The sequence below is a fragment of the Escherichia sp. E4736 genome, from assembly GCF_005781225.1.
Lineage (GTDB): Bacteria > Pseudomonadota > Gammaproteobacteria > Enterobacterales > Enterobacteriaceae > Escherichia.
Genome location: NZ_VATT01000033.1, coordinates 1 through 13,939 on the forward strand (window position 1 = coordinate 1; position 13,939 = coordinate 13,939).

Genomic DNA, 13,939 nt, shown 5'->3' on the forward strand with positions numbered 1-13,939 from the left:
ATCTCTTATCTGGAGATACAGCTACTGTCCGGTGTTTCTGGGGGCTACATCAGTGCTGTTTACAGGAGCGACACTCTCCCGTAGACAATGGTATTCATCTGCAATCTGATCACGCTTTCTACGTGCAACACGAAGATTACTTGTGTGTAGACTTCTGACAAACGTCCTTTTTCCTTCAAAAAAGGGCTGCATATACACAGGCAGCGTGATCCGTAAATAGTAGTTACCGTAAGAATCACAGATTAAGTATTGATTGGGCTTGTATCTCATAAACTCCCCGGCTAAAGTGTCGGAGCGTTTGTAATGTGAAAATTGATTGTAACGCATAGAAAATGATAATTTTTCTATCAGATTCAATCAATTAGTAATGGTCGTAGGTGATGGCATTAACACGAGATTAATCGAGTGTTTTACTCCTATTATCGGCACCATTTCAAACTCTTCCCAAGTCTATCTAAGTCAATTGACCCCGCACATACTACAGTTCACTGCCCGTTCCTTATCTTCCATTATCAACCGTATTTTCTTTAATGCGTTATCTGGTTACACAGGTAGTCCGCTGGTTGTTTTGGGGGCGAGATTGTTGATTATTACAGGTGTTCGAACCGGAGAGTGGAGAGCGGCGCTCTGGAGCGAATTCAACCTCGATAAAGCGATATGGGAGATCCCTGCGCAACGGATGAAAATGAGGCGACCACATATTGTTCCGCTTTCAATTCAGGCAATTACAATACTCAAAACGCTTCAGATAATGACAGGAAATTATCCTCTAGTGTTTCCTGGTCGTAAGGATCCAAATAAGTGCATGAGTAAAGCGCCGGTGAAATAGCATGGAGCTACTGCCTGTAACTCCCGGAGCGGATACCGGGTTTTATGGTTGATACAATTCATATATCACAACTGACAGGATCATCACGTTCAATACGACGCTGATTGCGAAGTAGGTTCTGAATGGCTGTTTCTGTGTTTTATGTCGAAAGACCTGTTGACCAATAATTGCACCAACCCAACCTCCGACAAAGCCAAACACCAGCAGAGTTGCTTCTGGCACTCTGCGCCAGCCTCTACGTGCAGCCAGCTTATCAGTACCATAAATTACCAGGGTGAGCAGGTTTACGCATGTAACCCACGCAGCAAACGGCTCCGCCAGTAACACACTGCTGGCAGCCGTTAAAAGGAGGAGCAAATAGCAAAAACGATTCAGATTCATGGCGTATTTTAGTCATACCAGGCATGCGCTTGCTATCATTTTTGTATATCTCCCTAAACGGAATGGACTCAATTTTGGGGATTATGATGTTGTGTAAGTATCCCCATAATCGTGGCTAGTTTTTGTTGACCACTTCAATCCCTTGTATAACAGTTTCGATACGCTCTTTTATTTCCTCAAGTTGTTGCTGACGACCTTCAGGTGTTAATGTCTGATCTTCGTTAACATCCAAAACCCATCGACGAGGAAGCAATGCGCCAAAAACAATATCCATTAGCATTCCAGCGCAATTACCCGTATTTTTAACAGCAATACGCCCTTGAGCTTGCTGAATATCCAGCCATTCGATTAACAGTTCTCTTGAGCGAAGCGTTTTAGTGGCATATAAATAGTCTGAAAGCTCTGGAAAGAGAATTGATTCACGTGTCATTAATTTTAAGAGTGCTTCTCTCTCTTTAGCTTCTTCTTGACTTATATCTAATCGGAATATACGAAACAGAGTTTCATTAATGGGGAGCATCTCGTTTTCCGGTCTTGGGAGATCGAGGAACAGGGCTTTATATTCTTTAATTACTTCAGAAAAAATTTCCTTCTTATTACTGAATACCTCATAAATTGTTCTTTTTGATACTTTTGCCCGACGAGCAATTTCTGTGGTTGAGGTTTGGGCAAAACCAAGCTCAATGAAGGCACTATACGCGCCAATAACTATCGCTTTCTTACGCTCATCAAGCCCCGCACTTTTAGGTCTTCCCCGTCGCACCGGCGTCCTCACTTCGCTCTTGTTCATCAAAATATTTACTCCTGCATTCATTTTTGGTACTTGACCAGTACCAAAAATGGTATCACTATACCAACAACATAAGCAATGATCATAACATGGTGTATGAAAACAACCAGGTAACATCACTTCATAAAATACAGGTCCTTATTTATGAGTCGATTAAATAATAGTATCTGCCCCATTCGTGATCCCCAGGTTATACGTGTTCTGGAACGCATGAATAATGAACGCAAACATCCCCCGCCGGAACTGTTTCGCGAAGCTCCGGCACTTGATCCTGAAAGATTTTCCAGTTATGGCTTTTCCATAGCCCCAGAACAGGGGGAACTTATCTACTTACTGTGCCGGGCAATGAAAGCCACTCGCGTTGTGGACTTTGCAACTTCTGTAGGTATGTCAGCGCTCTATTTTGCTGCTGCGATGAAAGATAATGGTGGCGGACTGGTGATTGGTTCTGAAATGGTACGGGAAAAAGCTGAAGTCGCGTCTCGAAATCTGGCAGAGGCAGGTCTTACGTCTTTTGTTGATATTTGTGTCGGTGATGCGAGAGAAACGCTGAAAGATCTCGGTGGTCCTGTCGATTTTATTCTTATTGATGGTTTCCCTCTTGCGGATGGCCCAAGCCTCGCTCGTAAGGTTACTGAGATCGTTGCGCCACAGTTACGAGTAGGAGGATATATATTAAATGATAACGCAGAACCGGATTTTTTATCTTATGTTCGTGATCCGCAGAATGGTTTTATTTCTATAACATTGCCGATAAAACGAGGTACAGAGTTAGCACTGAAGATAAGTTAAATACAAGCACGAATGATAAAGTTGAAAAAATATAGTCCTGGTATCATGCTGATATTCATTTAATTTTTATCAAAAGTAAAGAGGGCATTTATGCCGACGCGCAGAGAGTTTTTAATTAAAAGTATTGCGGGTGCTTTAGTTGTTTCAATGCCTCGCATTGTATTCGCAAACACAAACAACAAGGCAATAAAGGCTACAGCTATTACACAAGTTTTTGGTGACGGAGTTCGACTTATTGCGATAGCTGTAGAATTTGAAAAGCCTATAAATAAGGAAGAACTTTCGTCAACAGAGTTTAGCGTAAAAAATTATCATATCAATAAAGTGTTTATCAGTCAGTCAACAGCTTTGGTTGAGGCAAAATCAGGTAAGTACGCGATTCTTGAACTGGACCACAGCAAACCACAAAATGAATGGCAAGAAACTATAACGGACCCAACAATACAAAAAGCAGTTCCCAAACAAGGGCAAGGTAAACCCTCCTGGGTTGCAGGAGAAAAACTAAACCAAACTATTAGATATAAAGATGCATCTGCAACTGTGATTACACAAAATACCACGCTGGAAACTAACGCCGTTTCAAATCTGGTGGTCGATAGTTTTAGACAAGGTAAATATAAAGACAATGAAAGTGGAAAAATACTAGAATATAATTTCTTTATTCCTGAAGAACAAAATAAAGTATTGCCATTGGTTCTTTTTATGCATGATGCAGGGGCTACCAGTGCACAAATAACAACGACTCTGTTTCAGGGGCTAGGCGCAGTAATTTGGGCAGAACCGGAAGAACAACTGAAACGTCCCTGCTATGTTTTAGCTCCTCAGTATAATGAAATCATTGCTGATGATGACTGGCGTACATCTACGTTGCTTGATACAACAATAAATCTTGTTCAGTCTTTGATGAAAGAATATAAAATAGATCCTGAACGTATTTATGTTACTGGTCAGTCAGGGGGATGTATGCTGGCCATCGCAATGAATATCAAATATCCTGACTTTTTCACAGCGAGTTACCTGGTTGCAGGAAAATGGGATGCGGAACAGGTTGCTCCAATAGCTAAAAACAAATTGTGGTTTATGGCCTCAGAAGATGATGCAGGGGCTTTTCCCAGCTTCAACGCGATTACTGAACGTCTTGAGCAGTTTGGGGGAAAAGTTTCTCGTGCAGCATGGAATGGTCAATGGGACCCTGAACAATATCGATTTGCTGCCGACACATTGTTTGAAGAACAAAGTAATATCCGTTATACCATTTTTATAAAAGACAGTGTATTTGATGAATACTCTTCGCGAGAAGGTGCCAGCGGGCATCGTAACACATGGCGTATTGCTTACAGCATAGAACCAGTTCGTGAATGGTTATTTAACCAACGCAAACAATAAAGTGTAGGCCAGACTGTCATCAGGTATCGTGTTGGCAGTCATTTTTACCGAGAGACAGAATGAAGGCGTTATTATTTGTAATTCTATTTTTTTCTGCATCTGTATATGCAGATACTCCACCAAAAATGAATTTTGATGAAATAATCACGCGCTCTGCTCAGGGAGATGCAGAAGCGCAAGCCAGATTGGGGGAAGCATACCTGAATGGAAACTACAATCAAACGGTGAATTATACTGAGTCTTTTAAATGGTTGACGAAATCAGCAGCCAGCGGAAACCCCCGCGCGAAACTGGATTTAGGGATTTTATATCTTAATGGATATGGCGTACCGTTTGATTATGCAAAAGCCTTAAGCCTTTTTGAGCAAGCTGACCAGGCGGGAGAAATGAAAGCTGCACGTTATCTTGGGATTATTTATGAAAGAGGATTAGGCGTTCCTCAGGATTATAATAAAGCGGCGAAATATTATAAGAAAGGCGATAAAAATAATGATATTATGGCGCAGTATCGTCTGGCTAAACTTTATGAACAAGGTTATGGCGTAAAACGCGATTATCAAAAAGCGATAAACCTTTATCTTAAACATATCAGCAGAATGGATCATATCACTGCTCCCAGTTTTGTGGCTTTAGGTGATATTTATTCTTTGGGATTGGGCGTAGAGAAAAATCCACAACTGGCTAAAAAATGGTATCAAAAAGCGGTTGATGCGGCTCATACACAGCATCAGCAGGTAGCAAGCCATTAATGAGTAAGAAGATACGTTTGCAGGAAAGTTAATGCTGGCGCACTGAATACACCAGCGTTAATCAGGCATGATTATGCAGCCAGCCAGGTGTCGTTGAACCTTCAAACTCAGAGTTAACACTTTTTCTTGCGCCTCTGAACAGCCTTAAAGCGGGGATTAGATTTGCAAATGACATATAGCCGTCCTTTTCGCTTCACAATCTGACAGTCTGGATATGTGGGATTCCCGCAGCTAACTGAACGTGCCGGAAGTGAGAGATGTTGTTGGTTATCGTTGGTGACGGCACTATTCAGTAGCCGAACTGCTGATTTATGTCACTACCCGCTGATTGGTATGAACGCATTGAGAATGTGGGTGAGCCTTGCTTTACCGGCTGATTATTTATCACGCAGCCAAAGTAACAATTTGGTGAACCAACATGCGCATTGGGTAACTAAAATGCTGACTCAATGCGCAATCTCTTTTAGTGCGGCACAAATACGGTTTCTTTAAACTTCCCTTCGAAACCGTACGAATATCCTTCCCCACTGACATAACTCTTACAAAGTAGGTGGAGGATACATATTTTAAATATCACCTAAGGGAATTGTTTTTAGATGTAATTAATAGTAATGGAGGAATAAATAAGCATATTCTACAACTGCAACCAAAACAACAATATTAATCAGCTTATTACTGATTTCTTGTATCTTATTCTCTTTCATTGGTATTTCCTCGCTTTAAAAAAGAGCGCACCTCATAAGCGCCTCTTATATAGATAACGAGTTTGGTCAACCAATTTTTTGAACTGTATCACAAATTTGGAAAGATGTATTACATCAATTATTACTAATCGCACACAAGTGATCCATAGTCTACGCTGAGATTGGCCCTGAGGATTACGCTGCTCTCCTTGTATGATCCCCGCATAATTGTGCTATTCACACATTAGAAATGTACCGTGTTTACAATCTGCTGAGACTGCATTTTCGTCGTAAGGACAAGCCATGGAACCGATGCCCATGATAAACAGTCCATGGCACATCATTTACTATTTACTTATAGATTTCAGCAACTCCGTGCAGTTTGTTATTCCCCGTGGTAGACAGGATTTTGAACGACGTTGCTCCTTGCTCATCAGCCTTACGAGAAAGCGCATTCGATAACTCATCAAGCGTCAAGGCATTGCTGGCTGAGATTACACCAATCTTTTCTTTGCCATCTGTATGATTAATTTCTTGCGCTGCAAATGCAACATTCACCGAAATAAAGCCCATGACTAATGTAGTAACAAGTAGTGTTTTCATAACTAATACCTAATCTAAGTTATATGTTTGAAAATGAATTAATATAGGAGAGAACGTCTCTTTCCTGATAATTGTACAGATTAAAGCTGTCATAATACTGACCGCTATATGATAAAATTGTCATATTTTAAAATTAGTTAACCTTGGTGTGCAGATTCAGGTCATTAATAATACATTCAGGTTCTTCACGCAGAGGCATATTGTCTATATCGAAAACCCCATCGTTTTTTTGAGGATTATCACTCTGCAGGTTTGCAAACAGAGGGGGCAGATCCTGCTGCGCTTCTCCTCGTTCTGCGACCAGTTCGAATGTTTTATTTTTAGCGGCGTCGTTGCTCAGGGTACTGACCAGAGCCACGGGCTGATGACCCATTGCAATAGCGGTATTTACTACATGAATACCGATGCATCCTGTTGCTCCTGCAACGAGTATTTTCATAGTAAACCTCATGATAATTAATCTTTATTTTCGATACATACAGATTATCAATTATCATAATTGTCAGTAATGTGGCTAAAATAATTGTATCTATGAACGCCCTTCATGAGTGCGCTTTGAAAAGTGTGGATAAGGATATGATTGCAGTGCGGATTGGACCAGAGATGCGGATGGCCGTGGTGGGGGCACCGGAGTATTTTGCCGCTAACGCCTTACCTGAAACGCCTCACGAGCTACAAAATCATCGCTGCATCAATATGCGTTTGCCAACCGCCGGTGGGCTTTACCACTGGGAGTTCGAGCGAGAAGGGAAACCACTTCGCGTCAAGGTTGAGGGGCAACTGACGTGTAGCCCATTGCCAGTAAGAATTGATGCCGCGTTATCAGGGTTTGGGATCGCTTTCTCTGAAGATATGGTTCAGAAGTATATAAAGTCAGGCAAGCTTATTCAGGTGTTGCAGGAGGGGGGCCAACTTTTCCCGGATATTACCTTTACTACCCCAGCCACAAGCAGCATCCGCCAGCTTTTGCGCTGTTGATCGTATCCAGAGTAACGGGGCCACATTTTGTTGTGGACCCGTTTTGGCATTAACGGCCTACGCGTGCCTGGTGCTCAGGCGAGTAACGTTCACCGACGATTTTAATTGTTTCCAGTGCCTCGGTTATCTGCTGCGTATCATTGCGCGAAAGAACAATGTCGACAGCACCCAGGTTTTCTTCCAGCCGGTGCAGTTTAGTGGTGCCAGGGATGGGTACAATCCATGGCTTTTGTGCTAACAGCCATGCCAGTGCGATTTGTGCAGATGTTACCCCTTTCTCCGCGGCCAGTTCACCTAACAAGGTGACCAGTTTTTCATTGGCTTCAATAGCTTGTGCCGCGAAACGCGGTACGGTGCTACGATAATCATCCTTGCCGAAAGTGGTTCCTGGCTTAATCGACCCCGTCAGGAAACCTTTACCTAGTGGGCTGAAGGGTACAAAACCAATCCCCAGTTCCTCCAGCAACGGCAGAATTTCCTGTTCAGGCTCACGCCACCACATGGAATATTCGCTTTGCAGGGCGGTGACAGGTTGTACCGCATGTGCACGACGAATGGTTTGTGCTCCCGCTTCAGACAGGCCGAAATGTTTGACCTTACCTTCTGCAATTAGGTCTTTCACCGTTCCTGCAACATCTTCAATAGGAACATCCGGATCAACACGGTGTTGATACAGAAGGTCAATGACATCAGTCTTAAGACGGCGTAATGAGCCTTCAACGGCTTCACGGATATGCTCTGGGCGGCTGTTTAAAATCTGCTGCTTATTATCATCGCCGAAGGTAAAACCGAATTTAGTGGCAATCACCACACGGTCACGAAACGGTTTTAAGGCTTCGCCGACCACTTCTTCATTCAGATACGGACCATACACTTCGGCGGTATCGAAGAAGGTGACGCCACGTTCAACCGCAGCACGAATAAGTTCGATAGCCTGACGGGTATCGGTCGCCGGGCCGTAGCCGTGGCTTAAGCCCATGCAACCGAGCCCAAGGGCGGAGACTTCGAGTCCGGATTTACCCAGATAACGTTTTTGCATTGAATGAATACCTCTTTTATCGCGGCTTAAACATCAAGTTTGCGGCCAGTCAGCCATTCCACCATTGCGGGATCGCGGTGAGAGAAGAACGCGCTGGTTGTGGTATCCAGGGCGGTAATTTGCAGCATATCTTCAGGGCTGAGTTCAAAATCGAGAATGTTGATGTTCTCTTCCATGCGTTCTTTTCGCACTGATTTTGCCAGTGAAACAATGCCTCGTTGGTAGATCCAGCGCAGAACAACCTGGCCCACGCTTTTGCCATACTTCGCGCCAATTGCCGTCAATACCGGATGCTGGAACAGACCATTTTTCCCTTCCGCAAACGGTGCCCAGGCTTCTGGCTGAATGCCACGACTTTGCATCCACGGAACGGCCTGTAATTGCTGGTTGAAGGGGTTAACTTCAATCTGGTTTACCGCCGGAACGACTTTATTAAAGGCGATAAGGTCAGCCAGTCGGTCAGGATGGAAGTTACTGACGCCAATAGCGCGGATCTTGCCTGCCTGTTGCAGTTCTTCCATGGCGCGCCAGGCACCGTGGACATCACCGTATGGCTGGTGAATCAAATACAGGTCAACATAATCAAGTTGCAACCGATTCAGAGAGCGTTCGAACTGGGCTTTGGCTCCTTCATAACTGGTATCCTGCAACCAGAGTTTGGTGGTGACAAAGAGTTCGTTACGGGCGATACCGCTTTGTTTCAGTGCGTTCCCGACCTGGGTTTCATTTTGATAGGAGGCGGCGGTGTCAATCAGTCGATAACCGGTGTTAATAGCGTCAATGACCGCTCTTTCGCATTCGGCGGCATCGGTCATCTGAAATACACCAAAGCCCAGCAGGGGCATTTCAATACCGTTGTTCAGTTTTACTTTTTGCATGGTGTTATCCTTCCGTTATCGTTCATGAGAAGCATAACGTAAAGGGAAGAGCTCGATTAGACGGCAGGATCTGTCAGGGGTTATGAACGAAATTCATAAATCTGTTTGAGTGTTGAGATGAGTCGTGCAAGTTCGATATCCCCGGAATTTACAGTCTGATGAAGGAAAATGAATATCCATAAAAAATATATTGGTTTATCCTGGCGTATATACCTACTTCGACGTATTGCCAATCGTGATAAATTAAAGGCAGGTCATTATTATTCACTCTGAATAATGAATTATTCACTGTCCGCAGACTAGGAAATATAACTTAGATATCTATTTAATGACTTGCACAAAAAGCTAAATTTTCACCCATAAATAAAAATATAATCCCGCGCCCAACCACCTGATGAGTGGCTACAGGCACTGGATATATTAGGTGGCGGTGTACTTTCTTACATAAAGGTATTTCCTTTTCTGCGGAAAAGGAAACCGGGAAATCCCCGGTTTTTCTGACAAGCGGACGCCATTATTTGTGTCTGCCTATGTTCGTTAATTCGTTCATCAGGAAATTATCTCAATGTCACGTTATAAAACAGGTCATAAACAACCACGATTTCGTTATTCAGTTCTGGCCCGCTGCGTGGCGTGGGCAAATATCTCTGTTCAAGTTCTTTTTCCACTCGCAGTCACCTTTACGCCGGTAATGGCGGCACGTGCGCAGAATGCGGTTCAGCCACGGTTGAGCATGGAAAATACCACGGTAACTGCTGATAATAATGTGGAGAAAAATGTCGCGTCGTTTGCCGCAAATGCCGGGACATTTTTGAGTAGTCAGCCAGATAGCGATGCGACACGTAATTTTATTACCGGGATGGCCACCACTAAAGCTACCCAGGAAATCCAGGAGTGGCTCGGGAAATATGGTACAGCGCGCGTTAAACTGAATGTCGATAAAGATTTCTCGCTGAAGGATTCTTCGCTGGAAATGCTTTATCCGATTTATGATACACCGACAAATATGTTGTTCACTCAAGGAGCAATACATCGTACAGACGATCGTACTCAGTCAAATATTGGTTTTGGCTGGCGTCATTTTTCAGGAAATGACTGGATGGCGGGGGTGAACACCTTTATCGACCATGATTTATCCCGTAGTCATACCCGCATTGGTGTTGGTGCGGAATACTGGCGCGATTATCTGAAACTGAGCGCCAATGGTTATATCCGCGCTTCTGGCTGGAAAAAATCGCCGGATATTGAGGATTATCAGGAACGCCCGGCGAATGGTTGGGATATCCGCGCAGAGGGCTATTTACCTGCCTGGCCGCAGCTTGGCGCAAGCCTGATGTATGAACAGTATTATGGCGATGAAGTCGGGCTGTTTGGTAAAGATAAGCGCCAGAAAGACCCGCATGCTATTTCTGCCGAGGTGACCTATACGCCAGTGCCTCTTCTGACACTGAGCGCCGGGCATAAGCAGGGCAAGAGCGGTGAGAATGACACTCGCTTTGGCCTGGAAGTTAACTACCGAATTGGCGAACCTTTGGCGAAACAACTCGATACGGATAGCATTCGCGAGCGTCGGGTACTGGCAGGCAGCCGCTATGACCTGGTTGAGCGTAATAACAATATCGTTCTTGAGTATCGCAAATCTGAAGTGATCCGTATTGCTCTGCCTGAGCGCATTGAAGGTAAGGGCGGGCAGACGGTTTCCTTGGGGCTTGTGGTGAGCAAAGCAACTCACGGTCTGAAAAATGTTCAATGGGAAGCGCCATCTTTGCTGGCCGCAGGCGGAAAAATTACCGGGCAGGGTAATCAGTGGCAAGTGACGCTCCCGGCTTATCAGGCAGGCAAAAACAATTATTATGCGATTTCTGCGGTTGCCTACGATAACAAAGGCAATGCCTCAAAACGCGTGCAGACAGAGGTGGTCATTACCGGAGCAGGTATGAGTGCCGAGCGCACGGCGTTAACGCTTGACGGTCAGAGCCGTATCCAAATGCTTGCTAACGGTAGTGAGCAAAAGCCACTGGTGCTTTCTCTGCGCGATGCAGAGGGGCAGCCAGTCACGGGTATGAAAGATCAGATCAAGTCTGAGCTGACGTTCAAGCCAGCTGGAAATATTGTGACTCGTACCCTGAAGGCCACTAAATCACAGGCACAGCCAACACTGAGTGAGTTCACCGAAACTGAAGCTGGGGTGTACCAGTCTGTCTTTACTACCGGAACGCAATCAGGTGAGGCAACGATTACGGTTAGCGTTGATGGCATGAGCAAAACCGTCACTGCAGAATTGCGCGCCACGATGATGGATGTGTCGAAGTCTACTCTGAGCGTGAATGAATCTTCAGGAGACGTGGTTGCCGATGGTCAGCAATCCCACACGCTGATGCTGACTGCGGTGGATACTGATGGCAACCCGGTGACGGGAGAGGCCAGCCGCTTGCGATTTGTTCCGCAGGATAGCAGTGGTGTCACCATTGGCGCCGTTTCGGAGATAAAACCAGGCGTTTACAGCGCTACGGTTTCTTCGACCCGTGCCGGAAACGTTGTTGTGCGTGCCTTTAGCGAGCAGTATCAGTTGGGCTCATTGCAACAAACGCTGAAGTTTGTCGCCGGGCCGCTTGATGCAGCACATTCGACTATCACCCTGAATCCAGAAAAACCGGTGGTTGGCGGTACGCTTACGGCAATCTGGGCGGCAAAAGATGCCAATGGCAACTCTGTAACTGGCCTCAATCCGGATGCACCGTCATTATCGGGCGCAGCCGCTACGGGTTCTAAGGCATCAGGCTGGACGGATAATGGCGACGGGACTTGGACCGCGCAGATTTCTCTCGGCACTACGGCGGGTGAATTAGTGGTTATGCCGAAGCTCAATGGACAGGACGCGGCAGCTAGTGCGGCTAAAGTGACCGTGGTGGCTGATGCGTTATCTTCAGGCCAGTCGACAGTCTCTGTGGCAAAAGATCACGTAAAAGCAGGAGAAAGCACAACCGTGACGCTTATTGCAAAAGATGCGCATGGCAACGCTATCAGCGGCCTTTCCCTGTCGGCAACCCTGACAGGTGTTGCATCTGCAGGGGCGACGGTATCCAACTGGACCGAGCAAGGCGATGGTTCCTATGTCGCTACGCTGACCGCAGGCGGAAAGACTGGTGAGCTTCTTGTCATGCCGCTATTCAACGGCCAGCCAGCAGCCACCGATGCTGCGCGGTTGACTGTCGTCGCCGGGGATATGTCATCAGCGAACTCTACGCTTGTTGCGGATAATGATGCTCCGACCGTCAAAGCGACGACGGAACTCACCTTCACCGCGAAGGATGCGTACGGGAACCTTGTCACCGGGCTGAAGCCAGATGCACCGCAGTTTAGTGGTGCCGCCAGCACGGGGTCAGTGAGACCTTCAACAGGAGACTGGACAGAAACAAGTAATGGGGTCTATGTGGCGACCTTAACTCTGGGCTCTGCCGCGGGTCAGTTGTCTGTGATGCCGCGAGTGAACGGCCAAAATGCCGTTGCTCAGCCACTGGTGCTGAATGTTGCAGGTGACGCATCTAAGGCAGTGATCAGTGATATGACGGTGAAGGTTGATAACCAAGTGGCTAATGGACAGTCGACTAACCAGGTAACCCTGACCGTTGTGGACAACTATGGCAACCCGTTGCAGGGACAAAATGTGACGCTGACTCTGCCGGAAGGAGTGACCAGCAAGACGGGGAATACGGTAACAACCGATGCGGCAGGTAAAGCCGACATTGAGCTGATGTCAACGGTTGCCGGGGAACACAGCATCGCGGCTTCGGTGAATGGTGCTAAGAAGACGGTTACGGTGAAATTCAAGGCGGATTTCAGTACCGGTCAGGCGACCCTGGAGGTTGACACCGCCGCGGAAAAAGTGGCAAACGACAAAGATGCCTTTACGCTGACGGCAACGGTTAAGGATCAATACGGCAACATTCTTCCTGGCGCTGTGGTCGTCTTTAATCTGCCTCGGGGCGTCAAACCGCTTGCAGACGGTAATATCATGGTGAACGCCGACAAGGAGGGTAAAGCGGTACTGAAAGTGGTTTCCGTGACTGCCGGAACCTATGAGATCACGGCGTCGGCAGGAAATGACCAGCCTTCGGATGCGCAGACTATAACGTTTGTGGCCGATAAGGCGACCGCAACCGTCTCCGGTATTGAGGTGATTGGCAACTATGCACTGGCGGACGGCAATGCCAAACAGACGTATAAAGTTACGGTGACTGATGCCAATAACAATCTGTTGAAAGATAGCGAGGTGACGCTGACTGCCAGCCCGGCAAATTTAGCTCTGGATCCTAACGGGACGGCGAAAACTAATGAGCAAGGGCAGGCTATTTTCACCGCCACGACCACTGTCGCAGCGAAATATACACTCACGGCGAAAGTGAGTCAGGCCGACGGTCAGGTATCGACGAAAACTGCCGAATCTAAATTCGTCGCGGATGATAAAAACGCGGTACTCGCCGCATCATCTAATGTAGATTCTCTGGTGGCGGATGGGGTACAGACCGCAACAATGACGGTTACCCTGTTCTCGGCAAAAAACCCCGTAGGAGGAACTATGTGGGTCGACATTGAGGCTCCGGAAGGGGTGACAGAGGCGGATTATGAGTTCTCGCCGTCGAAGGCCGACCATTTCTCGAGCGGGAAAATTACGCGTACATTTAGTACCAAGAAGCCGGGTCTCTATACGTTCACATTCAACGCACTGACGTATGGCGGGTACGAAATGAAGCCTGTGAAGGTGACAATTAACGCCGTGGCTGCAAATACTGAAAAGGGCGAGGAGGAGATGCCATAATTTGAATAGTAT

At 46.2% G+C, this 13,939-nt stretch carries 11 protein-coding genes and 4 pseudogenes; 6 read left to right on the forward strand and 9 right to left on the reverse strand.

The window, feature by feature from the left end; all coding sequences use genetic code 11:
• Positions 1-51 precede the first annotated feature (51 nt).
• Positions 52-270, reverse strand: a pseudogene (locus FEK46_RS18430) (DUF6538 domain-containing protein); the annotation flags it as partial.
• A 180-nt stretch (positions 271-450) separates the two neighbouring features.
• On the opposite strand from FEK46_RS18430, the pseudogene FEK46_RS18435 reads away from it, so the two are divergent.
• Positions 451-823, forward strand: a pseudogene (locus FEK46_RS18435) (tyrosine-type recombinase/integrase); the annotation flags it as partial.
• Positions 824-871: 48 nt separating this feature from the next.
• Here the strand turns inward: FEK46_RS18435 and FEK46_RS18440 are convergent.
• Positions 872-1,210 (reverse strand): DUF1294 domain-containing protein, encoded by a 339-nt coding sequence (locus FEK46_RS18440; RefSeq protein WP_130210782.1) that lies wholly within the window; start codon positions 1,208-1,210, stop codon positions 872-874.
• 115 nt (positions 1,211-1,325) lie between these two features.
• Complete coding sequence (locus FEK46_RS18445) at positions 1,326-2,000, reverse strand: TetR/AcrR family transcriptional regulator (protein ID WP_130210784.1); 675 nt, start codon at positions 1,998-2,000, stop codon at positions 1,326-1,328.
• Between the two features lie 210 nt (positions 2,001-2,210).
• Here FEK46_RS18445 and FEK46_RS18450 point away from each other — a divergent pair, with 210 nt between their 5' ends.
• From FEK46_RS18450 to FEK46_RS18460, 3 genes are all read left to right on the forward strand, one after another.
• Positions 2,211-2,792: a class I SAM-dependent methyltransferase gene (locus FEK46_RS18450; protein ID WP_240731133.1), complete on the forward strand. Its 582-nt coding sequence runs from the start codon at positions 2,211-2,213 to the stop codon at positions 2,790-2,792.
• Positions 2,793-2,882: 90 nt separating this feature from the next.
• Complete coding sequence (locus FEK46_RS18455; RefSeq protein ID WP_135560051.1) at positions 2,883-4,178, forward strand: PHB depolymerase family esterase; 1,296 nt, start codon at positions 2,883-2,885, stop codon at positions 4,176-4,178.
• Between the two features lie 59 nt (positions 4,179-4,237).
• Positions 4,238-4,927 (forward strand): tetratricopeptide repeat protein, encoded by a 690-nt coding sequence (locus FEK46_RS18460; protein ID WP_135560050.1) that lies wholly within the window; start codon positions 4,238-4,240, stop codon positions 4,925-4,927.
• Positions 4,928-5,040: 113 nt separating this feature from the next.
• On the opposite strand, the pseudogene rpmJ reads toward FEK46_RS18460, so the two are convergent.
• The 4 genes and pseudogenes from rpmJ to FEK46_RS18480 form a co-directional block, all read right to left on the reverse strand.
• A pseudogene (rpmJ, locus tag FEK46_RS18465) lies at positions 5,041-5,142 on the reverse strand (50S ribosomal protein L36); the annotation flags it as partial.
• A gap of 387 nt (positions 5,143-5,529) precedes the next feature.
• Positions 5,530-5,631, reverse strand: coding sequence for a small membrane protein YkgR (gene ykgR / locus FEK46_RS18470; protein ID WP_064530486.1), 102 nt, complete (start codon positions 5,629-5,631; stop codon positions 5,530-5,532).
• Positions 5,632-5,961: 330 nt separating this feature from the next.
• Positions 5,962-6,213 carry a DUF1471 domain-containing protein gene (locus tag FEK46_RS18475; protein ID WP_130210792.1) on the reverse strand — a complete coding sequence of 84 codons (252 nt, stop codon included), beginning with the start codon at positions 6,211-6,213 and terminating at the stop codon, positions 5,962-5,964.
• Between the two features lie 133 nt (positions 6,214-6,346).
• Positions 6,347-6,652, reverse strand: a complete 306-nt coding sequence (locus FEK46_RS18480; RefSeq protein ID WP_130210794.1) for a hypothetical protein — start codon at positions 6,650-6,652, stop codon at positions 6,347-6,349.
• 119 nt (positions 6,653-6,771) lie between these two features.
• Between FEK46_RS18480 and FEK46_RS18485 the strand changes: the two are divergent.
• Positions 6,772-7,244, forward strand: a pseudogene (locus FEK46_RS18485) (LysR substrate-binding domain-containing protein); the annotation flags it as partial.
• Here FEK46_RS18485 and FEK46_RS18490 read toward each other — a convergent pair.
• Complete coding sequence (locus FEK46_RS18490; RefSeq protein ID WP_130218362.1) at positions 7,241-8,230, reverse strand: aldo/keto reductase; 990 nt, start codon at positions 8,228-8,230, stop codon at positions 7,241-7,243. The pseudogene FEK46_RS18485 and the gene FEK46_RS18490 overlap by 4 nt on opposite strands.
• A gap of 26 nt (positions 8,231-8,256) precedes the next feature.
• The gene (locus FEK46_RS18495; RefSeq protein WP_135560049.1) at positions 8,257-9,108 is read right to left on the reverse strand and encodes an aldo/keto reductase; all 852 of its coding nucleotides are present in this window, start codon (positions 9,106-9,108) and stop codon (positions 8,257-8,259) included.
• A gap of 565 nt (positions 9,109-9,673) precedes the next feature.
• On the opposite strand from FEK46_RS18495, the gene fdeC reads away from it, so the two are divergent.
• A complete protein-coding gene (gene fdeC, locus FEK46_RS18500; protein WP_135560048.1) occupies positions 9,674-13,927 on the forward strand; it encodes an inverse autotransporter adhesin FdeC in 4,254 nt (1,417 codons plus the stop codon).
• Positions 13,928-13,939 lie beyond the last annotated feature (12 nt).

Bases quoted from the DNA above. Each gene is read 5' to 3' on its own strand.
- FEK46_RS18440 (WP_130210782.1), bottom strand. From the start codon at position 1,210: ATGAATCTGAATCGTTTTTGCTATTTGCTCCTCCTTTTAACGGCTGCC.
- FEK46_RS18445 (WP_130210784.1), bottom strand. From the start codon at position 2,000: ATGAACAAGAGCGAAGTGAGGACGCCGGTGCGACGGGGAAGACCTAAA.
- FEK46_RS18450 (WP_240731133.1), top strand. From the start codon at position 2,211: ATGAATAATGAACGCAAACATCCCCCGCCGGAACTGTTTCGCGAAGCT.
- FEK46_RS18455 (WP_135560051.1), top strand. From the start codon at position 2,883: ATGCCGACGCGCAGAGAGTTTTTAATTAAAAGTATTGCGGGTGCTTTA.
- FEK46_RS18460 (WP_135560050.1), top strand. From the start codon at position 4,238: ATGAAGGCGTTATTATTTGTAATTCTATTTTTTTCTGCATCTGTATAT.
- ykgR (WP_064530486.1), bottom strand. From the start codon at position 5,631: ATGAAAGAGAATAAGATACAAGAAATCAGTAATAAGCTGATTAATATT.
- FEK46_RS18475 (WP_130210792.1), bottom strand. From the start codon at position 6,213: ATGAAAACACTACTTGTTACTACATTAGTCATGGGCTTTATTTCGGTG.
- FEK46_RS18480 (WP_130210794.1), bottom strand. From the start codon at position 6,652: ATGAAAATACTCGTTGCAGGAGCAACAGGATGCATCGGTATTCATGTA.
- FEK46_RS18490 (WP_130218362.1), bottom strand. From the start codon at position 8,230: ATGCAAAAACGTTATCTGGGTAAATCCGGACTCGAAGTCTCCGCCCTT.
- FEK46_RS18495 (WP_135560049.1), bottom strand. From the start codon at position 9,108: ATGCAAAAAGTAAAACTGAACAACGGTATTGAAATGCCCCTGCTGGGC.
- fdeC (WP_135560048.1), top strand. From the start codon at position 9,674: ATGTCACGTTATAAAACAGGTCATAAACAACCACGATTTCGTTATTCA.